Annotated in this window: 31 protein-coding genes and 1 CRISPR repeat array (1 of these 32 only partly in view); of the genes, 24 read left to right on the forward strand and 7 right to left on the reverse strand. The window is 55.6% G+C overall.

The window, feature by feature from the left end; all coding sequences use genetic code 11:
- Nucleotide 1: 1 nt before the first annotated feature.
- The 9 genes from CS910_RS08140 to ubiE are packed head-to-tail and all read left to right on the forward strand — an operon-like array spanning nt 2 to nt 7,632.
- A complete protein-coding gene (locus CS910_RS08140) occupies nt 2-940 on the forward strand; it encodes a FecCD family ABC transporter permease (RefSeq protein WP_099211025.1) in 939 nt (312 codons plus the stop codon).
- Nucleotides 937-1,560, forward strand: a complete 624-nt coding sequence (locus CS910_RS11920; RefSeq protein WP_158523828.1) for a flavodoxin domain-containing protein — start codon at nt 937-939, stop codon at nt 1,558-1,560. The genes CS910_RS08140 and CS910_RS11920 overlap by 4 nt, the downstream gene beginning before the upstream one ends.
- Nucleotides 1,547-2,317, forward strand: a complete 771-nt coding sequence (locus tag CS910_RS08150; protein WP_099211027.1) for an ABC transporter ATP-binding protein — start codon at nt 1,547-1,549, stop codon at nt 2,315-2,317. The genes CS910_RS11920 and CS910_RS08150 overlap by 14 nt, the downstream gene beginning before the upstream one ends.
- Nucleotides 2,314-3,771, forward strand: coding sequence for a UbiD family decarboxylase (locus CS910_RS08155; protein ID WP_099211029.1), 1,458 nt, complete (start codon nt 2,314-2,316; stop codon nt 3,769-3,771). Before CS910_RS08150 ends, CS910_RS08155 begins: the two co-directional genes overlap by 4 nt.
- Nucleotides 3,761-4,657 (forward strand): 4-hydroxybenzoate octaprenyltransferase, encoded by an 897-nt coding sequence (locus CS910_RS08160; protein WP_099211031.1) that lies wholly within the window; start codon nt 3,761-3,763, stop codon nt 4,655-4,657. The genes CS910_RS08155 and CS910_RS08160 overlap by 11 nt, the downstream gene beginning before the upstream one ends.
- Nucleotides 4,658-5,623 carry an ABC transporter substrate-binding protein gene (locus CS910_RS08165; protein ID WP_099211033.1) on the forward strand — a complete coding sequence of 322 codons (966 nt, stop codon included), beginning with the start codon at nt 4,658-4,660 and terminating at the stop codon, nt 5,621-5,623.
- A gap of 2 nt (nt 5,624-5,625) precedes the next feature.
- A complete protein-coding gene (locus CS910_RS08170; RefSeq protein ID WP_099211035.1) occupies nt 5,626-6,354 on the forward strand; it encodes an ABC transporter permease in 729 nt (242 codons plus the stop codon).
- Nucleotides 6,330-6,962, forward strand: a complete 633-nt coding sequence (locus tag CS910_RS08175) for an ATP-binding cassette domain-containing protein (protein WP_099212493.1) — start codon at nt 6,330-6,332, stop codon at nt 6,960-6,962. The genes CS910_RS08170 and CS910_RS08175 overlap by 25 nt, the downstream gene beginning before the upstream one ends.
- A complete protein-coding gene (ubiE, locus tag CS910_RS08180) occupies nt 6,943-7,632 on the forward strand; it encodes a bifunctional demethylmenaquinone methyltransferase/2-methoxy-6-polyprenyl-1,4-benzoquinol methylase UbiE (RefSeq protein ID WP_099211038.1) in 690 nt (229 codons plus the stop codon). The genes CS910_RS08175 and ubiE overlap by 20 nt, the downstream gene beginning before the upstream one ends.
- Here ubiE and CS910_RS08185 read toward each other — a convergent pair.
- The 3 genes from CS910_RS08185 to CS910_RS08195 are packed head-to-tail and all read right to left on the reverse strand — an operon-like array spanning nt 7,607 to nt 9,502.
- A complete protein-coding gene (locus CS910_RS08185; RefSeq protein ID WP_158523829.1) occupies nt 7,607-8,197 on the reverse strand; it encodes a class I SAM-dependent methyltransferase in 591 nt (196 codons plus the stop codon). The genes ubiE and CS910_RS08185 overlap by 26 nt on opposite strands.
- The gene (locus CS910_RS08190) at nt 8,194-8,979 is read right to left on the reverse strand and encodes an NAD-dependent epimerase/dehydratase family protein (protein WP_158523830.1); all 786 of its coding nucleotides are present in this window, start codon (nt 8,977-8,979) and stop codon (nt 8,194-8,196) included. Before CS910_RS08190 ends, CS910_RS08185 begins: the two co-directional genes overlap by 4 nt.
- A 1-nt stretch (nt 8,980) precedes the next feature.
- On the reverse strand, nt 8,981-9,502 hold the full coding sequence (locus CS910_RS08195) for a ferritin (RefSeq protein ID WP_099211044.1): 522 nt from the start codon (nt 9,500-9,502) through the stop codon (nt 8,981-8,983).
- A gap of 300 nt (nt 9,503-9,802) precedes the next feature.
- Here CS910_RS08195 and CS910_RS08200 point away from each other — a divergent pair, with 300 nt between their 5' ends.
- Nucleotides 9,803-10,414 (forward strand): hypothetical protein, encoded by a 612-nt coding sequence (locus tag CS910_RS08200; RefSeq protein WP_099211046.1) that lies wholly within the window; start codon nt 9,803-9,805, stop codon nt 10,412-10,414.
- On the opposite strand, the gene CS910_RS08205 is transcribed toward CS910_RS08200, so the two are convergent.
- A complete protein-coding gene (locus CS910_RS08205) occupies nt 10,401-11,267 on the reverse strand; it encodes a hypothetical protein (RefSeq protein ID WP_099211048.1) in 867 nt (288 codons plus the stop codon). The two genes, CS910_RS08200 and CS910_RS08205, sit on opposite strands and share 14 nt — an antisense overlap.
- A 104-nt stretch (nt 11,268-11,371) precedes the next feature.
- Here CS910_RS08205 and CS910_RS08210 point away from each other — a divergent pair, with 104 nt between their 5' ends.
- The 8 genes from CS910_RS08210 to CS910_RS08245 all read left to right on the forward strand — a co-directional run bounded on the left by CS910_RS08210 (nt 11,372) and on the right by CS910_RS08245 (nt 15,751).
- On the forward strand, nt 11,372-11,917 hold the full coding sequence (locus tag CS910_RS08210) for an NADPH-dependent FMN reductase (RefSeq protein WP_099211050.1): 546 nt from the start codon (nt 11,372-11,374) through the stop codon (nt 11,915-11,917).
- Nucleotides 11,914-12,645 carry a hypothetical protein gene (locus tag CS910_RS08215; RefSeq protein WP_099211052.1) on the forward strand — a complete coding sequence of 244 codons (732 nt, stop codon included), beginning with the start codon at nt 11,914-11,916 and terminating at the stop codon, nt 12,643-12,645. The genes CS910_RS08210 and CS910_RS08215 overlap by 4 nt, the downstream gene beginning before the upstream one ends.
- Complete coding sequence (locus CS910_RS08220; protein ID WP_145955395.1) at nt 12,645-12,992, forward strand: rRNA adenine N-6-methyltransferase family protein; 348 nt, start codon at nt 12,645-12,647, stop codon at nt 12,990-12,992. Before CS910_RS08215 ends, CS910_RS08220 begins: the two co-directional genes overlap by 1 nt.
- 13 nt (nt 12,993-13,005) lie before the next feature.
- Complete coding sequence (locus CS910_RS08225) at nt 13,006-13,191, forward strand: hypothetical protein (protein WP_099211056.1); 186 nt, start codon at nt 13,006-13,008, stop codon at nt 13,189-13,191.
- 76 nt (nt 13,192-13,267) lie between these two features.
- Nucleotides 13,268-14,497 carry an FprA family A-type flavoprotein gene (locus tag CS910_RS08230; protein WP_099211059.1) on the forward strand — a complete coding sequence of 410 codons (1,230 nt, stop codon included), beginning with the start codon at nt 13,268-13,270 and terminating at the stop codon, nt 14,495-14,497.
- Between the two features lie 139 nt (nt 14,498-14,636).
- Entirely contained in the window at nt 14,637-15,152 is a 516-nt protein-coding gene (locus CS910_RS08235; RefSeq protein WP_099211061.1) for a rubrerythrin family protein, read from the forward strand.
- A gap of 79 nt (nt 15,153-15,231) precedes the next feature.
- Nucleotides 15,232-15,393 carry a rubredoxin gene (gene rd, locus CS910_RS08240; RefSeq protein ID WP_099211063.1) on the forward strand — a complete coding sequence of 54 codons (162 nt, stop codon included), beginning with the start codon at nt 15,232-15,234 and terminating at the stop codon, nt 15,391-15,393.
- A gap of 10 nt (nt 15,394-15,403) precedes the next feature.
- A complete protein-coding gene (locus CS910_RS08245; protein ID WP_099211065.1) occupies nt 15,404-15,751 on the forward strand; it encodes a class II SORL domain-containing protein in 348 nt (115 codons plus the stop codon).
- A gap of 27 nt (nt 15,752-15,778) precedes the next feature.
- On the opposite strand, the gene CS910_RS08250 is transcribed toward CS910_RS08245, so the two are convergent.
- A complete protein-coding gene (locus tag CS910_RS08250; RefSeq protein ID WP_099211067.1) occupies nt 15,779-16,747 on the reverse strand; it encodes a DUF996 domain-containing protein in 969 nt (322 codons plus the stop codon).
- A 91-nt stretch (nt 16,748-16,838) separates the two neighbouring features.
- On the opposite strand from CS910_RS08250, the gene CS910_RS08255 reads away from it, so the two are divergent.
- The 4 genes from CS910_RS08255 to CS910_RS08270 are packed head-to-tail and all read left to right on the forward strand — an operon-like array spanning nt 16,839 to nt 18,697.
- Nucleotides 16,839-17,429: a hypothetical protein gene (locus CS910_RS08255; RefSeq protein WP_099211069.1), complete on the forward strand. Its 591-nt coding sequence runs from the start codon at nt 16,839-16,841 to the stop codon at nt 17,427-17,429.
- A gap of 32 nt (nt 17,430-17,461) precedes the next feature.
- Complete coding sequence (locus tag CS910_RS08260) at nt 17,462-17,821, forward strand: iron-sulfur cluster assembly protein (protein WP_099211071.1); 360 nt, start codon at nt 17,462-17,464, stop codon at nt 17,819-17,821.
- Nucleotides 17,822-18,172 (forward strand): iron-sulfur cluster assembly protein, encoded by a 351-nt coding sequence (locus tag CS910_RS08265; protein ID WP_099211073.1) that lies wholly within the window; start codon nt 17,822-17,824, stop codon nt 18,170-18,172. It abuts the gene before it with no gap.
- A gap of 3 nt (nt 18,173-18,175) precedes the next feature.
- Nucleotides 18,176-18,697 (forward strand): ferritin family protein, encoded by a 522-nt coding sequence (locus CS910_RS08270; RefSeq protein ID WP_099211075.1) that lies wholly within the window; start codon nt 18,176-18,178, stop codon nt 18,695-18,697.
- Nucleotides 18,698-18,727: 30 nt separating this feature from the next.
- Here the strand turns inward: CS910_RS08270 and CS910_RS08275 are convergent, their stop codons facing one another.
- Together CS910_RS08275 and CS910_RS08280 are read right to left on the reverse strand one after the other, a co-directional pair.
- The gene (locus CS910_RS08275; RefSeq protein ID WP_099211077.1) at nt 18,728-19,030 is read right to left on the reverse strand and encodes a ferritin family protein; all 303 of its coding nucleotides are present in this window, start codon (nt 19,028-19,030) and stop codon (nt 18,728-18,730) included.
- A gap of 45 nt (nt 19,031-19,075) precedes the next feature.
- The gene (locus tag CS910_RS08280) at nt 19,076-19,552 is read right to left on the reverse strand and encodes a ferritin family protein (protein ID WP_099211079.1); all 477 of its coding nucleotides are present in this window, start codon (nt 19,550-19,552) and stop codon (nt 19,076-19,078) included.
- A 53-nt stretch (nt 19,553-19,605) separates the two neighbouring features.
- On the opposite strand from CS910_RS08280, the gene CS910_RS08285 reads away from it, so the two are divergent.
- Nucleotides 19,606-20,136: a GNAT family N-acetyltransferase gene (locus tag CS910_RS08285; RefSeq protein ID WP_099211081.1), complete on the forward strand. Its 531-nt coding sequence runs from the start codon at nt 19,606-19,608 to the stop codon at nt 20,134-20,136.
- A 24-nt stretch (nt 20,137-20,160) separates the two neighbouring features.
- Complete coding sequence (locus CS910_RS08290) at nt 20,161-21,159, forward strand: TIGR01177 family methyltransferase (protein WP_099212495.1); 999 nt, start codon at nt 20,161-20,163, stop codon at nt 21,157-21,159.
- 523 nt (nt 21,160-21,682) lie between these two features.
- Nucleotides 21,683-22,703: direct repeats of the CRISPR family, unit length 29 nt; unit sequence GTTTCCGTAGAACAGTGTTGTGTGGAAAG; it runs 634 nt beyond the window's last position.

The following is a 22,703-nucleotide window of genomic DNA, read 5'->3' on the forward strand; positions in this document are numbered from 1 at the left end:
GATGAAGAAAGAACTGACTCTGGTAATCCTTCCGGTGGTGGCGGTGCTCCTCGGGGTCTTCGTGGGTAGCTACCCGACCAACCCGCTCCACCTTGATGGATTAGCCAGGGCTGTAATATGGGAAATCAGGCTTCCGAGAACTCTTATGGGGGTCTCGGCAGGAATGGCCCTGAGCCTGGGCGGAATGACCCTTCAGGCGGTTTTCAGAAACCCGCTCGTCGATACCTACATTCTGGGCGTGGCATCGGGAGTGGCCTTCGGCGCGGCACTGGCCGTCGCTTTTCTTCCCTTCGTCGGCCTCGCACCGCTCGCGCTCCTCTTCGGCCTCTTGGCGGTTTTCTTGGCCTATTACCTTGCACGCGTCAACGGCAAAGTTTCTACCGTCTCGCTAATCCTTGGCGGAATAATAGTCACTGCCCTTTTCTCCGCCCTGCTTTACCTCCTCGAACTGCTCCTCCCGAGCGAGAGCTTATCCGGTTTAGTCATCTGGCTGATGGGAAGCTTGGCGAACTCAACGTGGAAGATGGTGGTTTATTCCCTACCCGGAGTCGTCCTCATAGCCGTGCTCCTCTATCTCCTCCGCTGGAACCTGAACGCCATGAGCCTCGGCGACGAGGCGGAAATCCTCGGCCTGAACGTCTCCCTCTGGAGAGGGATTTTCGTGTTCCTGTCGGCCCTCCTAACGGCCCTCGTGATTTCCTTCACGGGCATAATTGGCTGGGTAGGGCTGATAGTCCCTCACACGGCGAGAATGCTCGTCGGGCCCGAGCACTCGAAGCTAATCCCCGCAACAATCTCGATTGGAATAACCGTCATGGTCCTGGCGGATGTGATAGTCCGCCTTCTCCCGGGGGACATCCCAGTAGGGATAATAACGACCCTCGTGGGTGTTCCATTCTTCGCGTATCTCCTCAGAAAAACCGGAGGTGGTTGGAGTTGAGGATTCTCATCGTTTACACGACCCGCTACGGAACGACCGAAAGGGCCGTAAAATTGGCTAAGAAGCTCTTCGAGGAGGAAGGCCACGAAGTGGAAGTCAGGGAGGTTAATGAGAACCCCTCGCCGAGGGGCTACGATTTGGTCGTCATGAGTGCACCCGTTTACCGCGACGGCCCCCACTGGGATTTGACGGACTGGATAAGCGAGCACCGGGAGGAGCTTGAAGACGTTCCAAAGGTGTTCTTTCTGGTGGCGATGCATTTGGCAGGCTCGGTCTTCATGGGGAAGCTCCACGGGGGGATAGCCTACTCCCAGCCACTGATAGAGGCCTTTGAGGTTCCGCCCTTCTACGGAACGCTCATCGGGGGCGAGGTTGACGTTGAAAGGCTCAGTGACGAGGACAGGAGGAAGATGAGGAGGTTTTATGCCGTTTTGGGAGAGAAACTCGAAAGCAAGAGCCTTTACAGGGAGGAGGACGTTAAGGCATTCGTGAGGAGGACTCTATTGTATTACGACTGGTTCGGGAAGCACTTCAGGCGGGGCGAGGTCGATAAGGCTAAAGACTTCGACTTCATGGAGAAGGTAAGGGAGATGGAGGCAAAGCTCGATGCTGAGGGCTGAAAACCTCTCGTACTCCTACGGGGACTTTGGAATCGAGGGGGTTGGCCTGGAGGTTGAGACGGGTGAGTTCGTCGCCCTAATCGGGCCGAACGGCGCGGGAAAGAGCACGCTCCTGAGGTTAATCTACGGCCTGTTGAGGCCCGAGAAGGGGCGCGTCTTCGCCGACGGAAGGGACGTTCTAAGGCTGTCTCCCAGGGAAAGGGCGAAACTGCTCGGCTACGTTCCCCAGAACCACGTCCCGACATTTCCCTTCAGGGTTCTCGACTTCGTCCTCCTCGGGGCAACCCCCGAACTCGGGGCCTTCGGCTCGCCCGGGAGGGAGCACAGGGAAAGGGCTGAAAGGTTGCTCAAACACTTCGGCCTCGATGCCTATCGGCAAAAGCCCTACACCGCCCTGAGCGGGGGACAGAAAAGGCTTCTCCTCCTCGCGAGGGCGATGATGACGTCGCCGAAATACCTCCTCCTCGACGAGCCGACGAGCGAGCTCGACCTCAAGAACGCCCTCCTCGTCCTCGGGACCGTTAAGAGGCTCGCGAGAGATGGGGTGGGTGTTCTGGCGGTTCTCCACGACCCCAACTTAGCCTACCTTTTCGCCGACAGAGTCATCCTAATGAGGAACGGAAGGATAGTGGCTGAAGGAAAGCCCTCGGAGGTCCTGTCGGAGGAGCTTTTGAGCGGGCTTTACGGGGTTAAGCTTAAGGTGATGGAGTGCAACGGGGAAAGGGTTTTGAGGGTTCTCCCGGAGGTGCTTCCATGAGGGACGTGCGCGACTATCTGGAATGGCTTGAAGCGAGAGGCGAGCTGATTAGAGTCGAGGAGGAGCTTTCGCCCGAGCTTGAGATTCCCGCGTTTCTGAGGAGGGCGATGTATCAAAAGGCCGGTGCGGTTCTCTTCGAGCGCGTCAAGGGTTATCCGGAGTGGAGAGTAGCGGGAAACCTCTTCACGAGCGTTGAGACCGTTAGGGAAGCCCTCGGCGTTGAAAGGCTTGAGGAAATCGGCGAGAGACCGCTAAAGCTAATGGAAAGCCTGCCCCTGGGTTTTGCCGACAAGCTCTCCTCGCTGGGGAAGCTCAGGGAGCTGAGCAACTACCTGCCTAAGCTCGTGAGGAAAGCGGAGTTCACGAGGAACGTGGTGGAAGACGAGCCCCTGAACTTCGTTCCGGCCTTCAAAACCTGGCCGAAAGATGCCTCGCGCTACCTCACCTACCCGCTCGTCTGCTTCTCGGACCCGAGAGGCGTGAATTCAATCAGCGTCTACCGCGTCATGCTCCTCGACGGCGAGAGGGGAGTTGTTCACTGGCAGGTTCACAAGCGCGGGAGTCAGGCCTGGCACGATTACATCGAGAGGAACGACGGTAGAATGCCGGTCGCGATAGCGATTGGCTCCGATATAGGCACTCTCCTGACGGCAGTTTCTCCCGTTCCCTATCCTATGGACAAGCTCCTCTTCGCGGGCTTCGTTCGCGGTTCGGGTTTAGAACTTTACCGACTGCCCAACGGCGTCCTCGTTCCGGCAAACGCGGAAGCGGTCATAGAGGGCTACGTTCAGGTTGACGAACTGAGCGAGGAGGGTCCCTTCGGCGACCACTTCGGCTTCTACGATAAGCCGAGCGAGAGGAACGAGCTCTACCCCGTTTTCCACGCAGAGAGGGTTTACTACCGCGACAACCCGATTTACTACGGCTCCGTCGTCGGGAAACCGCCATTGGAAGATGCCGTAATCGGAAAGGCCATCGAGAGGATTTTCCTCCCGTTGATGAGGGTCGTTTTGCCGGAGGTCGTCGATGTGAACTTCCCAGAATATGGCGTCTTCCAGGGTGTGGCGATAGTCTCGATAAAGAAGCGCTACCCTGGGCACGGAAAGAAGGTTCTCAACGCGCTCTGGGGAACGGGGCAGATGGCGCTGACGAAGGCTATAGTGGTTGTCAGCGACGACATCAACCCCCACGACATAAACCAGGTGATATGGGCAATAGCTTCCTTCGTGAACCCCGAGCGGGACGTTTTAATAATCCCGCACGCCCACACAGACGCGCTCGACCCGGCCGTTCCGAGGCCACCCCTCGGGAGCAAGCTCGGCATAGACGCTACCAGAAAGCTCCCTGAGGAGATGGACGGCAGGGTCGTTGAGGAGGTTAAAGAAGACCCCGAAGTCCTTGAAAGGCTCGAAGGCTTATTCGTGAAATACCTCGGTGGTAGCGATGGCCTTTGACCCCGGAGAAGTAAGGGAAGCCAACAGGTTTCACGCGCTGATGAGGCTCGTCAGGATAGAGCACACCCTCTTCAGCCTGCCCTACGCCTACGTCGGCGCTTTCCTCAGCGGTTTCCCTGTAACCCTGAGGGAGCTAATCCTGATGAGCCTTGCCCTGCTCGGACTCAGGACTTCTGCTTTAGCATACAACAACATAGCCGACCTCGACATAGACAGCCAGAACCCGAGGACGTGGAACAGACCGCTGATTAAGGGAACCGTGAAAGTGAGCGACGCCTGGTGGCTCGTCGTCGTTGGCTCGGTACTCTACTTCGTCTCGGCAGTCCTATTAAACCGCTGGACCGCTTTACTGAGTCCTGTTCCCTGGTTGATAGCGATGAGCTACTCTGGGGCAAAGAGGAAGCACAGCTTCCCCCATCTCCACCTCGGCCTGACCCTCGCCCTGGCCGTTGCGGGCGGAACGATAGCCGTCGCTGGAAACGCTCCCATTACTGAGGTCTTCGCGCGGATTCCCTGGGCGTTCTTCTTCGGCGTCCTCTTCTGGGTGGCCGGCTTCGACACGATATACGCGATAATGGACTACGAGTTCGACGTTAAGCACGGCGTCGGAAGCATTCCCGCGAGGTTTGGCATAGAGAAGGCCCTCAAAATTGCCCTCGCCTTCCATCTTCTCGCTATAGTCCTCTTTGGCCTGGCTGGATTCCTCTACGGCCTCGGCTGGGTTTATCTGGCCGGCTGGCTCGTCTCGAGCGCTCTAATTCTCTACGAGAACGCAATCGTCTGGAAGAGCCTTGACAACGTTCCAAAGGCCTTCAACCTCAACATTCCAATCGGCCTAATCCTCACGCTTTCGGCCATAGCGGACAAGCTTTTAGGAGGGATTTGAATGAGAAAAGCTCTGGCGTTGCTCCTAATCGGGCTGATTGTGATGGTTTCGGGTTGCATAAGCTCGAACTCGACGAAACCAACGAACACCAACGAGCTTCCCACCGTTAAAGCCGCGACCCTGCTTGGAGGAATCAGCACACTCGACGTAATGGGGGCCAAGGGCTTCGACAGGAAGAACGGCTTCAATGTCGAGGTTCTCAGGCTCGGCAAGACCCCCGACATAATAGCGGCCCTCGAAAAGGGCGAGACAGACTTCGCGGTCATTCCCGCTGAGATGGCGGCGAAATTGGCGCAGAGCGGTGTGAAGATTAAAATCATCGGCGTTGACATGTTCCAGAACCAGGCGATAATCGGAAAGGAAAAGATGAAGCCTGAAGAACTGAAGGGTAAGAAAATCGGTGCCGTCGTCGCTTCTGGAACCTTCAAGCTCTTTCAAGCTTACATGAAGGTCCTCTACAACCTCACTCCAGAGGATTACACAGTCGTGAACGTCCCGCCCGGCTCGGTTGAGGACTCGCTCAAAAGCGTTGACGCCGTCGTAATCTGGGAGCCGATTGTGAGCCAGCTTATGGCCAAGAACTACACGGTGATAGCGACGTTTTCAGGGCTCTGGAATGAGGCCAGGGAGCGCGGCATAGTTCAGGGACCTCCGGTAATGCTCGTCTGGGTCGTCAGGGAGGACTTCCTCGAAGAGCACAGGGATTTGGTTGATGCTTTCATAAAGGCCCAGATTGAGAGCGCCCAGTTCTGGAAAACTCACCCCGCCGAGACGAAGGAAATCCTCGGAAAGCTCTACCACCTCGATGAAAAAACGCTGGACATTCTCTACAACAGAACGGAGGTCAACGACGAGAGGCTCAACGATGAGCTGATAAGGGGCATCAAGAGCGAGTGGAAGTTAGCCTACCTCGGGGGCTACCTCAAGGAGAACCCCGAGAACCTCGACATCTTCTACAGGGGTTGAGCATGAGGGGCTGGCTCTACCTTTTCCTCTTTGCACTGGCCTCGTGGCTCGTCCTGTCCCACCTGTATCCAGCCCTAATCCCCACCCCAGCTGAGACTTTAGCGTTCTACCGCGAGGTCGGGCTTTCCCTAATCCTCTCCTCGCTTCTGCTGACGCTCTACCACAGCTTCTCCGGCTTTCTGGTCGCTTCCATTCTGACGGGCCTCGCGATGCTTCTGGCGCTCTACTCAGGGGCCTTCAGGGACTTTCTGAACGCTTTAAACGTCTTCCTCCAGAGCGTCTCGGTCCTCGTCTGGACGATAGTCTTCATAATGCTCTTCGGCGTTACGAGTTCAATCGCGACGATACTGGTCACCGCGATGGCGTCCTTCCCGGCACTGCTTTCGGCTGGAGTGAGCTCGAGCGAAAAGGTGGTAGAAAAATACCGCCCGCTGGTGGTCCTGCTCAAACCCTCAAAGCTTCAGCTCTACCGGCACTTCATCGTCCCGGGAACGCTCCCCGAGATGGTTTCGGCAGGCAGAGTTGCTTTGGGAATAGCGCTCAGGATAAGCGTCGTTGCCGAGGCCTTTGGCTCCGCCGGCGGAATCGGCTACCAGCTCGTCTACTCCTACGATTTGGGAATTAAAGCTGGAGTCTTCGCGTGGGCACTGCTTCTCATAGCGCTTATGATAGCCCTCGACCAGTTGCTCCTGAGGAGGCTCGAGGAATGGGTGAAAGGCTGGTACTGGTGAGGAACCTTAGAAAGTCCTTCAGCGAGCCCATACTCGACGGGGTTAGCCTTGAGGTTCGGGCCGGCGAGGTGGTCGGCCTCATCGGGCCGAACGGGACGGGAAAGAGCACCCTCGTGAAAATTCTGGCCGGAGTGGAGAACCCGGACTCGGGCGAGGTCTTTGTGAAGAACCCCTCCGTCCTCTATCAGGAGGACTACCTTCTCCCCTGGAAGAGGCTGAGGGACAACGTCTGCCTGCCGGCCCGCTTCAGGGGAAGGGAGTGCAGGCTCGAATACGTCGAGAGACTCGGCCTGGAGAACTACCTCGACCTCTATCCAAAGGAAGTGAGCGGGGGGACGAGGAGAAAAACTTCTCTCCTGCGCGCCCTGCTCATGGACTTCGACGTCCTGATTCTGGACGAACCCTTTACCGGCCTCGACGCGCGCTCCAAAGAAGAACTTCTTTCCATAATTCGGGAATTAGCCAATTCTGGAAAAGGTGTTCTTGTCGTCTCGCACCAGCTCGAGGAGCTCTTCAAGGTCGCCGACAGGGTCTACCTCATAGGCGGAAGGCCCGCGAAGATAAAGAAAACGCTTGGGAGGGAGGAGCTTGGTAAAGGAGCTCTTTGACAGCATCGCGGAGCGCTACGATTTAACCAACAGGCTGATAAGCCTCGGTCTCGACAGGCTGTGGAGGAAAAAGGCCTGCGAGGAGGTTTTGAAGTCCCTTGAGGTCCGCGAAAGGCCGTTAAAAATCCTCGACGTGGCCTGCGGAACCGGGGACATGATGCTCTGCATGAGGAAGAGGCTTGAAAAGAAAAACCTGTCTGGCGAGTTCTACGGCCTCGACTGCAGTGAGGAGATGCTCAGGATAGCGAGGAGAAAGGTCCCCTTCGCGAGGCTGAGCGTCGGAACTGCCGAGGAGATGCCCTATCCAGATGGGAGCTTTGATATAGTCAGCGTCGCCTTCGGCCTCAGGAACTTCTCCGACAGGGAGCGGGCAATCGAGGAACTCCACCGCGTTCTGAAGCCTGGCGGAAGGCTCGTAATACTGGAATTCTCAAAGAATCCCTCGCTTCTCGGGAAGATGGCATGGCTATACACGAGAACGGTTGTTCCCATCATCGGGAAGCTGACCACCGGTAACGGAAAAGCCTACGAACACCTTGTCAACTCGATAGACGCATTCCCCTCGCCGGAGGAACTTAGGGGAGAGTTCGAGAAGAGGGGCTTTAGGGCGAAAGGCCTCCGATGGCTCTTCCCGAGGATAGCGTTCATTCTCGTTCTGGAGAGGCTCTGATGAGCCTCACGGCACCGTTGACGAGCCCTTCCTCCTCAACGTTGAAGCCTTCCCTCCGAAAGAGCGCTGGGAGGTCTATTCTGAAATCCGTTCCCGTGAGCCTTGAGGTTAAAACACTTACCCCTGAGAGCAACGCCCTGAACGCCCGGTTCTCCGGCGGGGAGCACTCCATCGCGAGGAGAAAGCCGTTCGGCTTTAGAACCCGCTTTATCTCTTGAATAACCTTTTCCTTCTCAGGGACGACGCAGAGGAAGAACGTCGAGACGATGGTGTCGAAGCTCCTATCCGGGAATGGGAGGTCTCTTGCGTCCGCTTGAATCAGCTTAACCTGGACTTCGGCCCTTTTTCTTCTCGCTTTCTTGAGCATTTTTCTGCTGATGTCGAGGCCGATAACTTCCTCAACGTTTCTGTAGAGCGGAAGGTTCAGGCCCGTTCCCACGCCCAGCTCAAGGACTCTACCTTTAGCCTGGGAAATCAGCTTCTTTCGAGCTTTTTTTATCCCGGTCGGCCTTTCGAGGAGACCGTTGATGGGTTCATAGACGTAGCTCGCTAAGTCATATTTCACCTCAACCCCTCCGCAGTCCACTGAACTGATTCGTCGAGGCTCCTGAGCGCTCCCAAAAGTTTGAGGGCGTCGTTCCTTTCGCAGGTGTTCTCGGTTAAAGCCATGAGGAGAGACCCGTCAAGCCTCCAGAGGAGCCTTAGGATTGGCTCCGGAGCCGGAAAGAGGTGCACTTTTCTCTTGGCCGTTTCCATAACTTTCCTCACGAGCTCGCCGAGCGAAATAACTTTCCCTCCGCAGGCGTTGAACTCGCCCTTTTTGCCCTCCACGAGTTTGATGTAAAGCCCGGCCAAATCCCTCAAATCAATCGGCTGGACGGGCGTTTTCAGGTTCGGAAAGACCTTAAATCGCATGGCATCGCGGAAGAGCATCTGTCCCGAACCGAGGACGAGCGAGGGCCTCACTATCGCGTGGTTTTTAACTTCCTTCACTGCTCTCTCGCCGAGGGCCTTCGTCCTGAAGTAAGGAATCCTTGAGTTCTCGTCCGCTCCAAGGGCGCTCGTGTGAATCAACCGCGAGCCAGTTCTTCTCGCGCCTTCAGCGATAAGCCGTGGAATCTCCACGTGAGCCACCCAATAATCGCCCCTGAGAACCCCTATGAAGTTGACCACCACGTCGGGGTTCAGCTCCTCGATTATGGCCGGTATCTCGGCATGTTCGGAAAAGCGGACGGTTTTGAAGCCCTCAACCGGTCTCCTGACGGCGAGAACTACTTCGTCAACCCCGGAAAGACGGGAAGAAACGAAGGAGCCGATGAAGCCCGTCCCGCCGAAGACGAGAATCAACTCACCCACCCCGGGCTAAGAGCGTTCTCAGCTGAGCTTTCCTCGCGCCCAGCTCCCTGTCGAGCATGAAGAGGCCGTGCGGATTGTCGCCGATTATCTTCAGCTTGTCCACTATCGCCTTTGTGCTCGCTTCCTCCTCGACCTGCTCCTCGACGAACCACTGGAGGAACTGGTATGTTGCCCTGTCCTTCTCCTCCTCGGTCAAGTCAACGAGCTTGAAGATGGACTGCGTAACGCCGACCTCGTGGAGGTAAACCGCCTCGAAGGCCTTGAGCGGGCTCTCGAAGTCCTGCTTGGGCTTCTCAATCCTCTCAAGCTCAACTCTTCCGCCTCTGTTGAAGATGTAGTCGTAGAACTTCATCGCGTGACCAAGTTCCTCCTCGGCCTGCGCCTCCATCCAGCTGGCAAAACCGTCGAGGCCATTCTCCTTGAAGTAGGCCGCGATTCCGAGGTAGAAGTAGGCCGAGAAGAGCTCCTTGTTGAGCTGTTCGTTCAAAGCTTTGAGCATCCTTTCGCTCAGCATGATACCACCTCATTCTTTCTTGTTTTCGAACCTTATAAGTTTATCCATCGAACCTCCAAACCGGGCCGTCAGAGTGAATGTATTTGGGTGTTTCCTTGGCAGTTCTCCAAAAACACATCTTTGTATAATCAAAACGTCAATTTCTTCCCGAAAATTATGGGAAATTTCGTCGTTCCGCCAGAGATGTTTTAGGTTAGTCTACCAAAAGTTCATTAGGGAAACCGAAAAAGTTATATCTCAGAACACCACTGGTCAGTATCGAGAACAAACCCACATAAATGGGTAGGGAGGTGAGTTAAGATGGCGAAGACGACCTTTGAGGAGGAGATTTACCTTAGGGCCCTGACAGGAAGGCTCGTTGGGAAGGCACTGGCGGACCTTGGCCTCAACAAGGTTGCCGTCGTGGCAAGTAAGAACATCATCTGCTCCAGCATAGCGACCGCGACCGAGGCGACCTTCATAACCCTCAGCGGGGGCGTTACCTATCACTTCCTCGCCGAGAGGGGCAAGGAGGCCGAGCTCGCCGAGCGCGTCAAGGAGTTCGCTCCTCAGGTCACAGTCCTCCAGTTCGGCGGTGAGACTCCGATAGAGGAAACTAAGGAGATATTCGTCGAGACCCTCAGGCAGTTCGCCGAGAAGGACGTTCCTGGAGCATTCGTAGTCCACGTCAGGATTTTTGCCGCTGGCGGACTCAGCGAAGCCCTCAAGGACGAGAAGATTAAGGAGTACCTTAGCAAGAAGGACCTCTTCGTCTACACCGTCGGCTTCGACGAGGGCAAGGTCTACGTCAACAAGATAATCCTCGACGGCGAGGGGCTCAAGCTCGAGAAGCTCGCCGAGTACCAGGTTACCCTCGAGCACGCCGACCTGCTCAACCGCTCACTGAAGGACAGGAGCGTTACCTTCGCCTGATTTCCCTTATTTTCAGTGCCCCAACCCCCAGGAGAAGGACGCCGATTAGGAGGAACTTATTCCCATTTTCTCCCTTTGTGGGGCTTTTACAGACGGGCAGTCTGTTTTCGAAGCCCCTGGTGAAGTTCAGGACTTCCAGCCTGTTCCCGTCGTAGTAGAGAACCCTAACTTCGTCCCAGTCCAGGGGAGTGTCGTATCGCCCCGGGCGGGTGTAGATTAGAACGCCCCTGCCCAAGAAAACCGCCCTCAGGGTAACGTTCGGCGGAAGTTCGAGGGAGAAGTTTTCAGGAAGCCTCAGAGAGAGCGTTAGGTTCCCCGTAGGTGGCACTTTAATAAGGTAGGTAAAATCAACCCCAATAATCTTCAGCGTGGAGCCGTTCAAAACGACTGGGTACGACTTTGACTTTATCGAGACGTTGTCGCACGAACACAGCTCCTTTCTGATTTCCTCGGGAATCGTGACGTTCCCCACGATGCAGGGCTTTTCGGAGTAGATAACTCTCCCATCGCTCAGATACCATCGGCCGTCGCGGAAGATGTAGAACAGCTCATACGCCCCGGTGGTGTTTCCGAGGTAGTAGAGCCTTCCGTCCTTGAAGTAGAAGTAGTAGTCCCCGACCATGCTCGGCGTCGGCAGGCCTGACATTCCCGGACCGAGGGCGTCCCAGGAGAGGTCTATAATCGCATCGTTATGGCCAACCTTGATGAAGGGGTAAAATGTGCAGTATTCGGTGGGGGCGAGAACCGAGTGAGGACCGCACAGGGACCCAATAGGAGTTGCATGCACTAAGCGTATCGCGGGGAGCATCAAAACGAACAGGAAAGCAACGGCGAGCTGGGATTTTGTTTCCATCTGAACACCGTTTGAAGAATCGCGGGAGAACTTAAAGGGTTTCCCTCCCCATTTTTGCCCCATAAGGTCTTTAAACGCATAACGGTACTCTTCTCGGTGTTGCTATGAAGGTTAAGATAGTCCTCGGAACGGGGAGAGAGGGCAGGGAAAGCGAGAGGGTTGCGAGGTATCTCCTCAGGAAAGCGAAGGAGCGCTTTGAGACAGAGCTTATAGACGTTCGAGACTATAAACTCTGCCACACCCACCGCTGGAAGGTCCCGCCCGAGGTCGAGGACTACCGGCGGAAGATAATCGAGGCCGACGCCCTAATCATCGTTGCCCCAGAGTACAACGGCGGTTTTCCCGGGGAGCTGAAGATTCTGCTCGATACCCTCTTCGAGGAGTACGAGGGGTTGCCAGTTGGAATCGTCACCGTTTCGAGCGTCACCGGTGGGGCGAGGCTCCTGCAGGAGTTAAAGCTCCTCGCGACGAACTACCGCATGCTACCCGTCTCGTGGGTGCTCTTCTACAACGTGGGCGAGCTTTTCGAGGGAGACGAGCTGAAGGACGAGAAGCACCGCGAGAGGGTTGAGCGCTTCTTCGCGAGGCTTGAAAAGTACGCAAAAGCTCTGAAGCCGATTAGGGACGAGGTCAGGAGGGAGCTGAGATGAGAATCTTTAGGGTTCCGAGGGAGCCCGGAGCTGGAGGAACGATAATCCTCGCCATGATTGGCGGCTTACTCCTCAGCGGTGCCGACCTGAGGGGCTGGCTAATCGGCCTCGCCGTCGCTCTGTTAACGTTCTTCACCTTCGACTACGCCTTCGACTCCTACCGCGCTTGGAAGCTCAGGGATATGGCCGTCGCGCTGGGGCTCAACGGTCTGGCGTATCTCCTCCCTGCTCTCTACTGGGGAACGGTCGATGAACTCGTCATTCCCCTCGCCATCGTCGGCGTCATCTTCGCCCTTCACTTCGCATTCTCCCGGGCGAAGGGCTGGAAGAACCCGGTAACGTATGCGCTCGGCAATCTACTGCCGGCCGTCCCGGCCCTCTTCGCTCCGGCCGTAGCAGGTAAGCCCTTCACGGACAAGGTCCTCGTCTTCTGGTTCCTACTGGCTTACTACGAGGCCATTGGAGCCGCTTATGTGGAAACGAAGCTCGCCTTCAGGAAGTTCCCGCGGAAGTACCCGCTGATAGCCTGGCTTCCCGCTTTCATCGTGGTTCTCTACAACCCCTACCTTGCAATAGCTCTCATCGAGCCAACAATTAGACTCTTGAGGAACCTGAAGGACACCACTTACGTGGCCAAGATAGAGGACATCAAAAAGCTCGGCTGGAGCGTCTTCAGGAGCGTGATGCTTCTCTACCTCCTAACGCTGGCGATACTCTACCTGACGTGATGGCCATGCCCTTCAATCCCGCCTTCGCGGACGCTCTCGACAACCCCGAGCGCAGGAGGACGCTTCCGGTAAAGGAGATACTGCGCTATCTACTGGTCCTGAAGATGGAGCGAAAGGTTGCCGTTGACGTTGGAGCGGGGACCGGCTACCTCACCGTCCCGCTCTCGTGGGTCTTTGAGAGGGTTTACGCGGTCGAAGCGAACCCGAAGATGGCAGAGCTACTGCAGGGGAACATCGAGTGCAGGGGCATCGCGAACGTTGAGGTAATCCTCTCCGAGAAACCGCCCGAGCTTCCGGAGAGGCCAAACCTCGTTGCTTTTTTCCCTCTCGCTCCACGAGGTCGGTGACTGGCGGGGTTATTTGAGGTGGGCGTCGAGGGCGGACTACGTTCTCGTAATCGAGTGGTGCCCCGACTCGGAGCGCGGTCCGCCGAGGGAGGAGAAGATTCCGCGAGAGGAGCTGATTGAGCTTGATGGCTTTGAGGTCGTTCTCTCGAGGGTGCGGTTTCCCTACTACCTCGTGATTCTGAGGCCGGTGCAAGAATAGTTCCGAAAACCAAAGCTCCCCCTTCTCGCGTGAAAACCTTTTTATTCGGAAAACCGAACTAAAATCGGTGATAGTCATGGTGAAGGCCAGAGTTGAGAAGCTCTGCACCGACCCGGAGCTCTACATCATCAGGATTGACGATGATGAGATTAAGTACTTCGAGGCAACCTGGTACATCCCCGAGGGGATAACCTACAACGCCTATCTGATGAAGCTGAAGGACGCGGTTGTGCTCTTCGACACGACCAAGGCGGACTACGCCGACCTGTTCCTCGAAAAGCTGAAGGAACTCGTGAATCCGGAGGAGATAACGCACATCATCGTCCACCACACCGAGCCGGACCACAGCGGGGCACTGCCAAAAGTTCTCAAGGCCAACAACTATAAAGCCCAGGTCATCGGAACGGCCTTCGCGAGGAACCTGCTCGAGGGCTTCTACGGAAAAGACGTCGTCAAGAACTTCAAGGTCGTTAAGGACGGCGAGGAGATGAGCATCGGCGGAAAGACCTTCCGCTTCATCACCGTCCCCTGGCTCCACTGGCCGGACACGATGATAACCTACGTCGTCGAGGACAAGCTGATATTCAGCTGTGACGCCGGCGGTGGCTACTCGATTCCCGAAACCATAGACGACAGCGACGAGGAGGTCGTTCAGCGCTATCTGCCTTACGTCACCAAGTACATCGTCACCGTCATCGGCCACTACCACAAGTACATCGTCCAGAACCTCAAGAAGCTCAAGAACCTCGGAATCGTTGACGATGCCAGGATGATTCTACCCGGGCACGGAATAGCGTGGTGCCACAATCCGAAGAGAATCTTCGAGTTCTACGAGCGCGTCGGGGCCGGCGTTCCCGAGAAGGACAAGGTTCTCGTCGTCTACGACTCGATGTACGGCTTCGTCGAGCGGAGAATGGAGATAGTGCTCGACGAGCTTAAGAAGCTCGGAAAGAAGCCGGTAGTTTACCGCTTCACCGACAGGGAGGCTCCCGCCGTCAGCGACATCCTCGGCGAGGTTCCGAGCGCGGAAGCCATCGTAATCGGTGCATCGACCTTTGAGGCTGAGATACACCCGCGCATACGCTATACGCTCTTCGAGATGCTCGACAAGGCCAACTACGAGAAGCCCGTCCTAATCGTCGGAGCGTACGGCTGGGGCGGAGTTGCAGGAAGGAAGATAGAGACGCTGATAACGAGGAGCAAGTTCGACCACGTAGCTACCGTCGAGAGCAAGGGAATGCCGACCGAGGAGGACGAGGCCAAACTGAGGGAAGCCGTCAGGAAGCTCGTCGAGTGGGCCTCTTGAGCCCCTTCCACCATTATTTCATCTTTCTTGTTCAAGTCCCTCTTCCCCCTGGAATCCCTGCAAACTTTGTTCGGCTTTTGGAACTTCCGGTTCGAAAAGTGTTATATACTTTCACTTCCATCTCAGTACGGTGTTTTCCATGCCCGTTGAGAGAGCTATGACTAAGAAGTTTTTGGAGGACGCCTTCGCAGGCGAGAGCATGGCCCACATGAAGTACCTGATTTTTGCCGAGCAGGCCGAGAAGGAGGGCTTTCCGAAGGTTGCCAAGCTTTTTAGAGCGATAGCCTACGCGGAGTTCGTCCACGCGAAGAACCACTTCATAGCTTTGGGCAAGCTCGGAAAGACCGAGGAGAACCTGAAGGAGGCCATAGCGGGCGAGACCTTTGAGGTCGAGGAGATGTACCCCGTTTACAAGAACGCCGCCGAGTTCCAAGGTGAGAATGAGGCCGTCAGGAGCACACACTACGCCCTTGAGGCCGAGAAGCTCCACGCCGAGCTTTACGAGAAGGCCAAGGAGACGGTTGCGAAGGGCGAGGACATCGAGGTTAAGAAGGTCTATATCTGCCCGGTTTGCGGGTACACGGCGGTCGACGAGGCCCCGGAGCGCTGTCCCGTGTGCGGTCTGCCGGGCGAAAAGTTCGTGGTCTTTGAGTGATTCCTCCGCTTTTCCATTTCACAGGTTTGAACCACAAACCTTATAAGGCCGAAGTGCCAACAGTAGAATGGTGAAAGAAGTGGCAAAGTGGAGATGCATAATCTGTGGATACATCTACGATGAGGACGAGGGCGACCCGGACAACGGGATAGAGCCCGGAACCAAGTTTGAAGACCTTCCCGAGGATTGGGTCTGCCCGCTCTGCGGTGCGCCCAAGGACCAGTTTGAAAAGATAGAGTGAGGTGGTTGAGATGCTGAGCGAAACGGTAAAGAGTGGAGACTGGAAGGGGGAGAAGCACGTCCCCGTTATAGAGTACGAGAAGGAGGGCGACCTCGTCAGGGTCGAGGTCAGCGTTGGCAAGGAGATACCGCACCCGAACACCCCGGAGCACCACATAGCGTGGATTGAGCTCTACTTCCACCCCGAGGGGGAGAACTTCCCGATTCTCGTCGGCAGGGTTGCCTTCACCAACCACAGCGACCCGCTGACCGAGCCGAGGGCGGTCTTCTTCTTCAGGACGAGCAAGAAGGGCAAGCTCTACGCGCTCAGCTACTGCAACCTGCACGGCCTCTGGGAGAACGAGGTCGCGCTCGAGTGAGCTTTCTTTTTCCGCCCCACCCCCGTTTTATTTGGAGAGTCTGAACGTTACGGCGGTCCAGTTTTCAACGGTTCTGGCCTCAATCCCGTTCAAGTCCCGGGAGTATTCAACGCCCGTTCTGCAGACCGAGACAGTTACGTTCTCCGGCATTTTCTTGAGCTCAAGGTGGTACCGTATCACCGCGTCGCCGGGCAGGAACAGAAGGGATTGAAACGGACCCCAGAAGACCATAAAGTCGTAGTTCTGCCCTACCGCCCGGCCGTCAACGTACGCCCTAACCCCGCAGGAGTCTTTGGGAACGGCAATTAGAACGTCCACGGCCACGAGGGAACCCGAGTTCTTCCAGTACAGCGCAACCCCATCGGACCGGGCCGAATGACTGTACGACTCAAATGGGACGTGGAAGAGAACCGGCGAGAGGATAAGAGAAGCCGTGAAAATCGCGATGGCCTTCTTCGGCGAGAAGTTGATGGGAACGTTGGTCTTCGCGGTCAGGGGTAGCTTCCAGTAGGAATAGGCCTCGACGAAGCGAGCGATGGCCATCAAAACGACGCCAATTAGAACGGGAAAGAGGAGGGCGCCGATGAGGTAGATGTTTCCCGCGAGGTTGAAGTTCAGCTCCCCGGTGGACTCTGCGAACAGGCCCATTCTCACCCGGTACACAAGAGCGTTCGCCACGAGAACCGGATAAGCCGGCGCGAGGGAGTTAACGAGTTTGTAAAAGCCCCAGGAAGGAGTGAGAAGGACCCACCTGGAGCTCAAGGTTAAGAGATAAAGTGCGACAGCGAAAAGCCCCATCTCGACCGCGAAGAGCTTGAGTGGCATTGAGTCAACGTCGACGTTCCACAGGTAGAGGCCGAGCAGGTAAACCACGAGGCCGAGACCCGTGGCGATGAGAGAAAACGAGCCGAAGAGCGGCGCGAGGATGAAAAGCAGACTTCCCGAGAGAAGGTATTTCCTCCCACTTATGGGAACAAACCTTTCTTCAACCGCCACTCTTATCCCCAACAAAACTACTTGTCTTAACACTTAAGGTTTTGGGCAAGGTTTAAAGGGCGAGTACCGTAGTTTCATGTGGTTGAGAGTTATGGATTCGTACTCTCTTGTAATGTCCGTTGACGGTCCGCTCGTCCTGGTCGGGGTCTTTCTCACGTGGCACCTGACGAGGCTCGTCGAGCGAAACCGGCTCGGAAAGGAGAAACTGTCCAGATTAATCCTCGCGGGAGGATTACTAACCGCCTTCGGCTTCACAGGTTACCTCGCCGGCTTCAACCTTGGAGTGCTGGTCATAATCGGCCCGGCCATCATCGCCTATGCCCTCTCAATGAGCGGACTCGTCGGGGCAAAGCTCGAAATGCTGGTTCAAATCGGTTTGATAGTCCTCTCAATACCAATCAGCGAAGATCCCAAAACATATACAATTCTGATGTTCTCGGACGTTTCACTGCTCCTGCTCATGGATGCAGTGGCCTTCTACTCGAACTCGCCGAAGAAACCTGCCTCAATGGCCCGCCTGTCCGCATGGCTTCTCGTGGCCTTCACGGTGGTGAACGCGATTTACTACCGCTCCCTGCCGGCGCTCCTGCTCTACACGGCTTCCGTGTCGCTGTGGATAACCTCTCTGCTCCTCTCGTATCCCTCGGCTAGAGTTCTCAACTCTGCCCAGGAAGGCTTATAACTGACCAGTCGAAGTGGGAATCGGTGAGGGAAATGAAGGTTTACAGTCCGGATAGGGAGTGGCCCGAGCCATACAGGGCCGTGATTGAGGAGCTGAAGAAAATAACCGACCCGGTTACCGGTGGTGACATCCTCGATTCCGGGGTTGTGGCGGGCCTTGAGGTCACGGACGACACGCTCAAAATCTGGCTTCGCTTTGAGAGCCACGCCGAGTACAACATAATAGGCGAGAGCCCCATAGCCTACTCCAAGATAATCGGCGATATAATGGAGCGCTTTGCCCTCGTTAAGTTCGACAACGTCTACGTCTACGACCTCGGCAACCACGTTGTTGGAAAGTTCGAGAACAGGAAGGGTTACAGGCCTGAAGACCTCTCCGAGGAGAAGGTTTGAATGCCCCTCCTGAACTTTTTAAGGCCCAAAAAGAGGCCGGAGCCGGGTCCGAGGAAGGACCTTCCCGGGGAAGTCAAGCGTGTTGTGAAGCTACTTGAAAGGGTTAGGGATCCGGAAACGGACTTAAACATCGTCGAGGAGGGCCTCGTCTACGGCCTCACCGTTGAAGGTGAGCGCGTCGAGGTCTTTCTCCTCATGGCCCGCTCCACGCCGGAGTGCCACGCCTGCCAGATGCTGGCGATAAACATCCAGAGGAGGATACTGGACGAGATAGTTTCGATTCTTAAAACGGAAGGATTTAATACCGTGAAGGTGTATAACGAACTCGGACTGCTTTTAGCGGAGGGATGATGTATGATAACTGAACTCGACGAGGGGCTTCCCCTCGAACGGATTAAGGACTTCTCGCTTGAGGAGCTCCTCGGAATGGCCATAAAGGCCGAAATCGGCGCGAGGGAGTTCTACGAGAGCTTGGCCGAGAGGGTTGAGATAGGGGAGCTAAAGGAGAAGGTGAGCTGGCTCGCCGGCGAGGAGAAGAAGCACGAGGAACTGCTGAGGAAGATTTACGCTGACTTCCTCCCCGGAAAAGAAGTGGTCTTTCCGAAGGAGCACATAGGACCGGAGCTCCAGCCCGTTGCCAGGAAGCTTGATAAAGTGGAAGACGTAATCGACCTAATCAGGTGGGCGATGAAGGCCGAGGAGATAGCGGCTAAGTTCTACGCCGAGCTTGAGAACATGGTTGAGGACGAGAGGAAGAAGAGGCTAATGCGCTACCTCAGCGACATGGAGTGGGGACATTACTACAACCTTAAAGCTGAATACGAGCTCCTCCCCGATTGGGCGATGTACGACCAGATGATGCACGTCGGGCCTTAATGCGAGCTAAAATGGTAGAAAGGAGCGAAGTCAAAGCTCCACCTTTATCCCCGTTTCTTCTTCAACCTCCTCAAAGCCCTCCTTCATGTACTTCGCGAGCTCCTCGTCAACGGCGAAGAGAACCGCCAGGAACTCTCCAAAGTGCTCCTTCTCCTCGTTGGCGACGTCGAGGAAGACATGCCTAATCTTTTCGTCTTCAATGTGCTCCGCCAACTGCTCGTAGAAACTTATCGCGTCGAGCTCGGCTTCTATGGCCCAGCGCAGAGCCTGGGCAATTTCTCTCTTCGTTAGAGGCCTGTCCTTCGGCAACTCAAACGGGTATTTAGCCAGCATGGTATCACCTCCCATCAAACTCCCAGAATCCACAAAAGGAAAGCGTCAATCCACCTCAAGGCTGAAGTCCTGGTAGTCCATCCAGATGCCGGTCTTCATGACCGCGTCGTACTGCGCCTTGAGCAACTCGTAGTGAGCCTTCTCTATCTTCGCCAGCTCCTCAAAGAGCCGTTTAACCGACTCGTGCATTGCTTCCTTCGCGGCCTTCTCGTAGAACTCCCACGTGAGCTTTTCCTGCTCCATTCCAATCCTCACGGCATCAACTTCACTTTCAATCTCCCCGGCCTTAACCAGGAGCTTTTCAAGGAGCTCTTCGCTCACAGCGGGAAGCCTGCACTCATCGGCAACGCGCTCAAGGAACTTCTCCTCGAACTCCGCCCAGTGGTCGGCCTCCTCCTTGGCCAGGAAAAGGAACATCTTTCTGGCCCTTTCGTCCTTAGTCCTCCTTGCAAGGTCGAGGTAAAAGCGCATCTCAGCTTTCTCAACCTCCAGGGCCAAAGCTAAAGCCTCAAGCTCGTCCATAAAACCACCACAGTTATTTTAACCCCGACCCTAATAACCTTTGGGGGACGGAGATGGGTATCGAGATGGTCAAAGACCCGCTCGCCCTGAAGGAAGAGATTTTGAGGTTCGTCTTCGATGTTTACCGCTCGACGAACGGCGCTTATCCCGCCTTGGAGTGGGTTGAGGAGAAGCCCTCGCCGGACGACTTCGAAAGTTTCAGGCGGGTTTATGAGCCGTTCCTCGAGTTCAGGCTCGGAGAGGAGTTCGACGAGCTCTACCTGCTGAGGGAGGGTGGAAAAATCGCCGGAACCGTGGCGCTCGTTTACAACCTCCAAGGCAAGGAAATCCACTGGGTTCCCGATGAGTTGAAGAACGAGAGGACGGGCCTCATTGAGTTCTTCATGACCCACCCGGAATACAGGGGAAGGGGGTACGGAAAGGCCCTGCTCGATTTCGCGGTGAGGAGGCTCCTTGAGCTCGGAAAGACGCCCTACGTTGTAACGTTTCCCTGGCTTGAGGCCTACGGCTACTACCTCCGGAATGGCTTTGGGAAGGTCATGGACTACGGGGAGTTCGTGGTGCTCAGGTGGGAACAACCTTAAAAACCCCTCATGGGAGGCTGGAACATGCTCTACGTTGAGATACTCGGAAACCTGCCGGAGATGGCGAGGGACGAGGTAAAGGCGATGCTCGAACTCGGGGGAGGGAAGATAGTCGGCCAGGACTACCTCTTTCTGAAGGTTGACGCCTCCGAGAGGGCCTTTCCCTTCCTTGACCGCCTCGGCCTTGCCCACGAGTACGGTGAGCTACTGGTGGAGGCCGAGTCCGTTGACGAGCTCCTCCGGAAGGCCAGAGAGGTGGAGTGGCCGATTGAAGGCACGTTTAAGGTTGACACCGAGACGATGGCCAACTGCAGGCACGATGTTCTCGACCTGCCGAGGAAGCTCGGAGCGGTTATTCACTCCCAGGGCCACCGCGTGAACCTCTCAAGGCCTGACACGCTCGTCCGCGTTTACTGCGGTGAAAAGCTCTACGCGGGGATAAGGTTACGATTCTTCGACCCCAAGGACTTCGAGAGAAGAAAGGCCCACCACAGACCGTTTTTCCGGCCGATTTCGCTCCACCCGAGGGTTTCGCGCGCGCTGGTGAACCTGACGAAGGCTCAAAGGGAACTCCTCGACCCCATGATGGGGGCCGGCGGGATACTCATCGAGGCGGGCCTGCTCGGGCTCAAGGTTTACGGCGTTGACATAAAGCCCGAGATGGTCGAAGGGGCGGGGATGAACCTCCGGCACTACGGCGTGAAGGATTACGAGCTGAAGCTCGGCGACGCGACGAGGCTCGAAGAGCTCTTTCCAGGGAAGGAGTTCGAAGCTGTCGCCACCGACCCGCCATACGGAACGGCAGCGACACTTGCCGGAAGGAGGAGGGACGAGCTCTACAGGGCGGTTTTGAGGAGCATCTACAGCGTCCTTAAACCCGGGGGAAGGCTCGCGATAGCTTTTCCGACGAGCTTCGACGGAAAGGGTGAGGCTGAAAAGCTCGGCTTCAAAACGCTCGGACGCTACTACCAGAGGGTTCACAAGAGCCTTGAGAGGTACTTCTACGTGTTCGAGAAGACCTGAGCCATTATTCTTTTCTCCAACTGCGTGTTACTGAAAAAGAGATTCGGCAAGCCTCCACGTAAATCCCGGAATAGGACAATTGTCTTTCCTGTTTTTTGAATTTCGTAGTCATCTCACCGCCAGTATCCCAAAACAGGCAGAGGAAAGGTTATGGCATCGGGGTTACCCTGCCCGTAGTAATTTTCCACAAAATGCATACGTTTGATAGTCCCAACTTTGGAGGCTCCCATTTTAAAAATTGGTCTCTGCAATTGGAGTTTAGATAGCAAAGAGAAGGTGTTTAATCGAGGATTTGATTTCTGGCCGAGGATAGGTTTGAGACTTGCAAAATCCGGGTTTCGATTTTTAGAACGCACGTCTGGAGTGATTTTCTTGGCCAGCGAGGCAAAAAGCCCTATCTCAGACCCCACCAGCTTTCGGGCCGGCTTTATAAATGAACTGCAGTGTTACCGGTCTGGCGAAGAAACCCTTAAATAGACCGATGTTATTAATCCTCTGAACGAATGAACGGAAAAAGTCCAGGGTTTCCGTAGAACAGTGTTGTGTGGAAAGACGCTCTTGGGTGTATTGTTGCCCAGGCGTCGGGGGTTTCCGTAGAACAGTGTTGTGTGGAAAGCGTGGCTCTCTACAAGCTCCCGGGCGAGTCTGCTCCTCTTTACGTCACGTTTCCGTAGAACAGTGTTGTGTGGAAAGATAGCCCGTACTGGTTCCCTGATAAGACCTACACGTATGTTTCCGTAGAACAGTGTTGTGTGGAAAGAGTAAGTCCGCTCGCGTCGTCTATGCTGGCGATTTTCGTTTCCGTAGAACAGTGTTGTGTGGAAAGTGAGATGGCACGGCAGAGGGGACTTAAGACAGTCAGTTTCCGTAGAACAGTGTTGTGTGGAAAGAGGAGATGCTTGAGCGCCTTCTCGTCCTCTATCGTCAGGTTTCCGTAGAACAGTGTTGTGTGGAAAGTTGAGGTAACCCTTTTGGAAACGTGGGTTAGGGGCTCGTTTCCGTAGAACAGTGTTGTGTGGAAAGTAGTCGTGCCCGGCGTATCCTTCGGCGCAACTTTGGACGCGGTTTCCGTAGAACAGTGTTGTGTGGAAAGACGCTCAACGCGTTTAAGGTCATCGCGTCCACCATACGTTTCCGTAGAACAGTGTTGTGTGGAAAGAGGAGAAACTACCCGAAGCGAACGTTACGCTAATAAAGTTTCCGTAGAACAGTGTTGTGTGGAAAGACTTTGCGGTTTTTTCTGGAGTGTCGAGCTCGGGGACTTCTTGTTTCCGTAGAACAGTGTTGTGTGGAAAGGAGTCGCCCCAGCGCGGAGCGTCGAAAGGCGACCCCGCAGTTTCCGTAGAACAGTGTTGTGTGGAAAGCAGGCTATTCTTCTCAGCACGTCCTGAGGAGTGGAGAGACGAAGTTTCCGTAGAACAGTGTTGTGTGGAAAGCAGTGTCCATTCCCAGCTTCTGGAGGCCCAACGTCGCGTTGTTTCCGTAGAACAGTGTTGTGTGGAAAGTGGAGTAGTCAGGCCATTAGTACACAAACATGAGAAGTT

The sequence above is a fragment of the Thermococcus henrietii genome (genome assembly GCF_900198835.1).
In the GTDB taxonomy this organism is placed as follows: domain Archaea; phylum Methanobacteriota_B; class Thermococci; order Thermococcales; family Thermococcaceae; genus Thermococcus; species Thermococcus henrietii.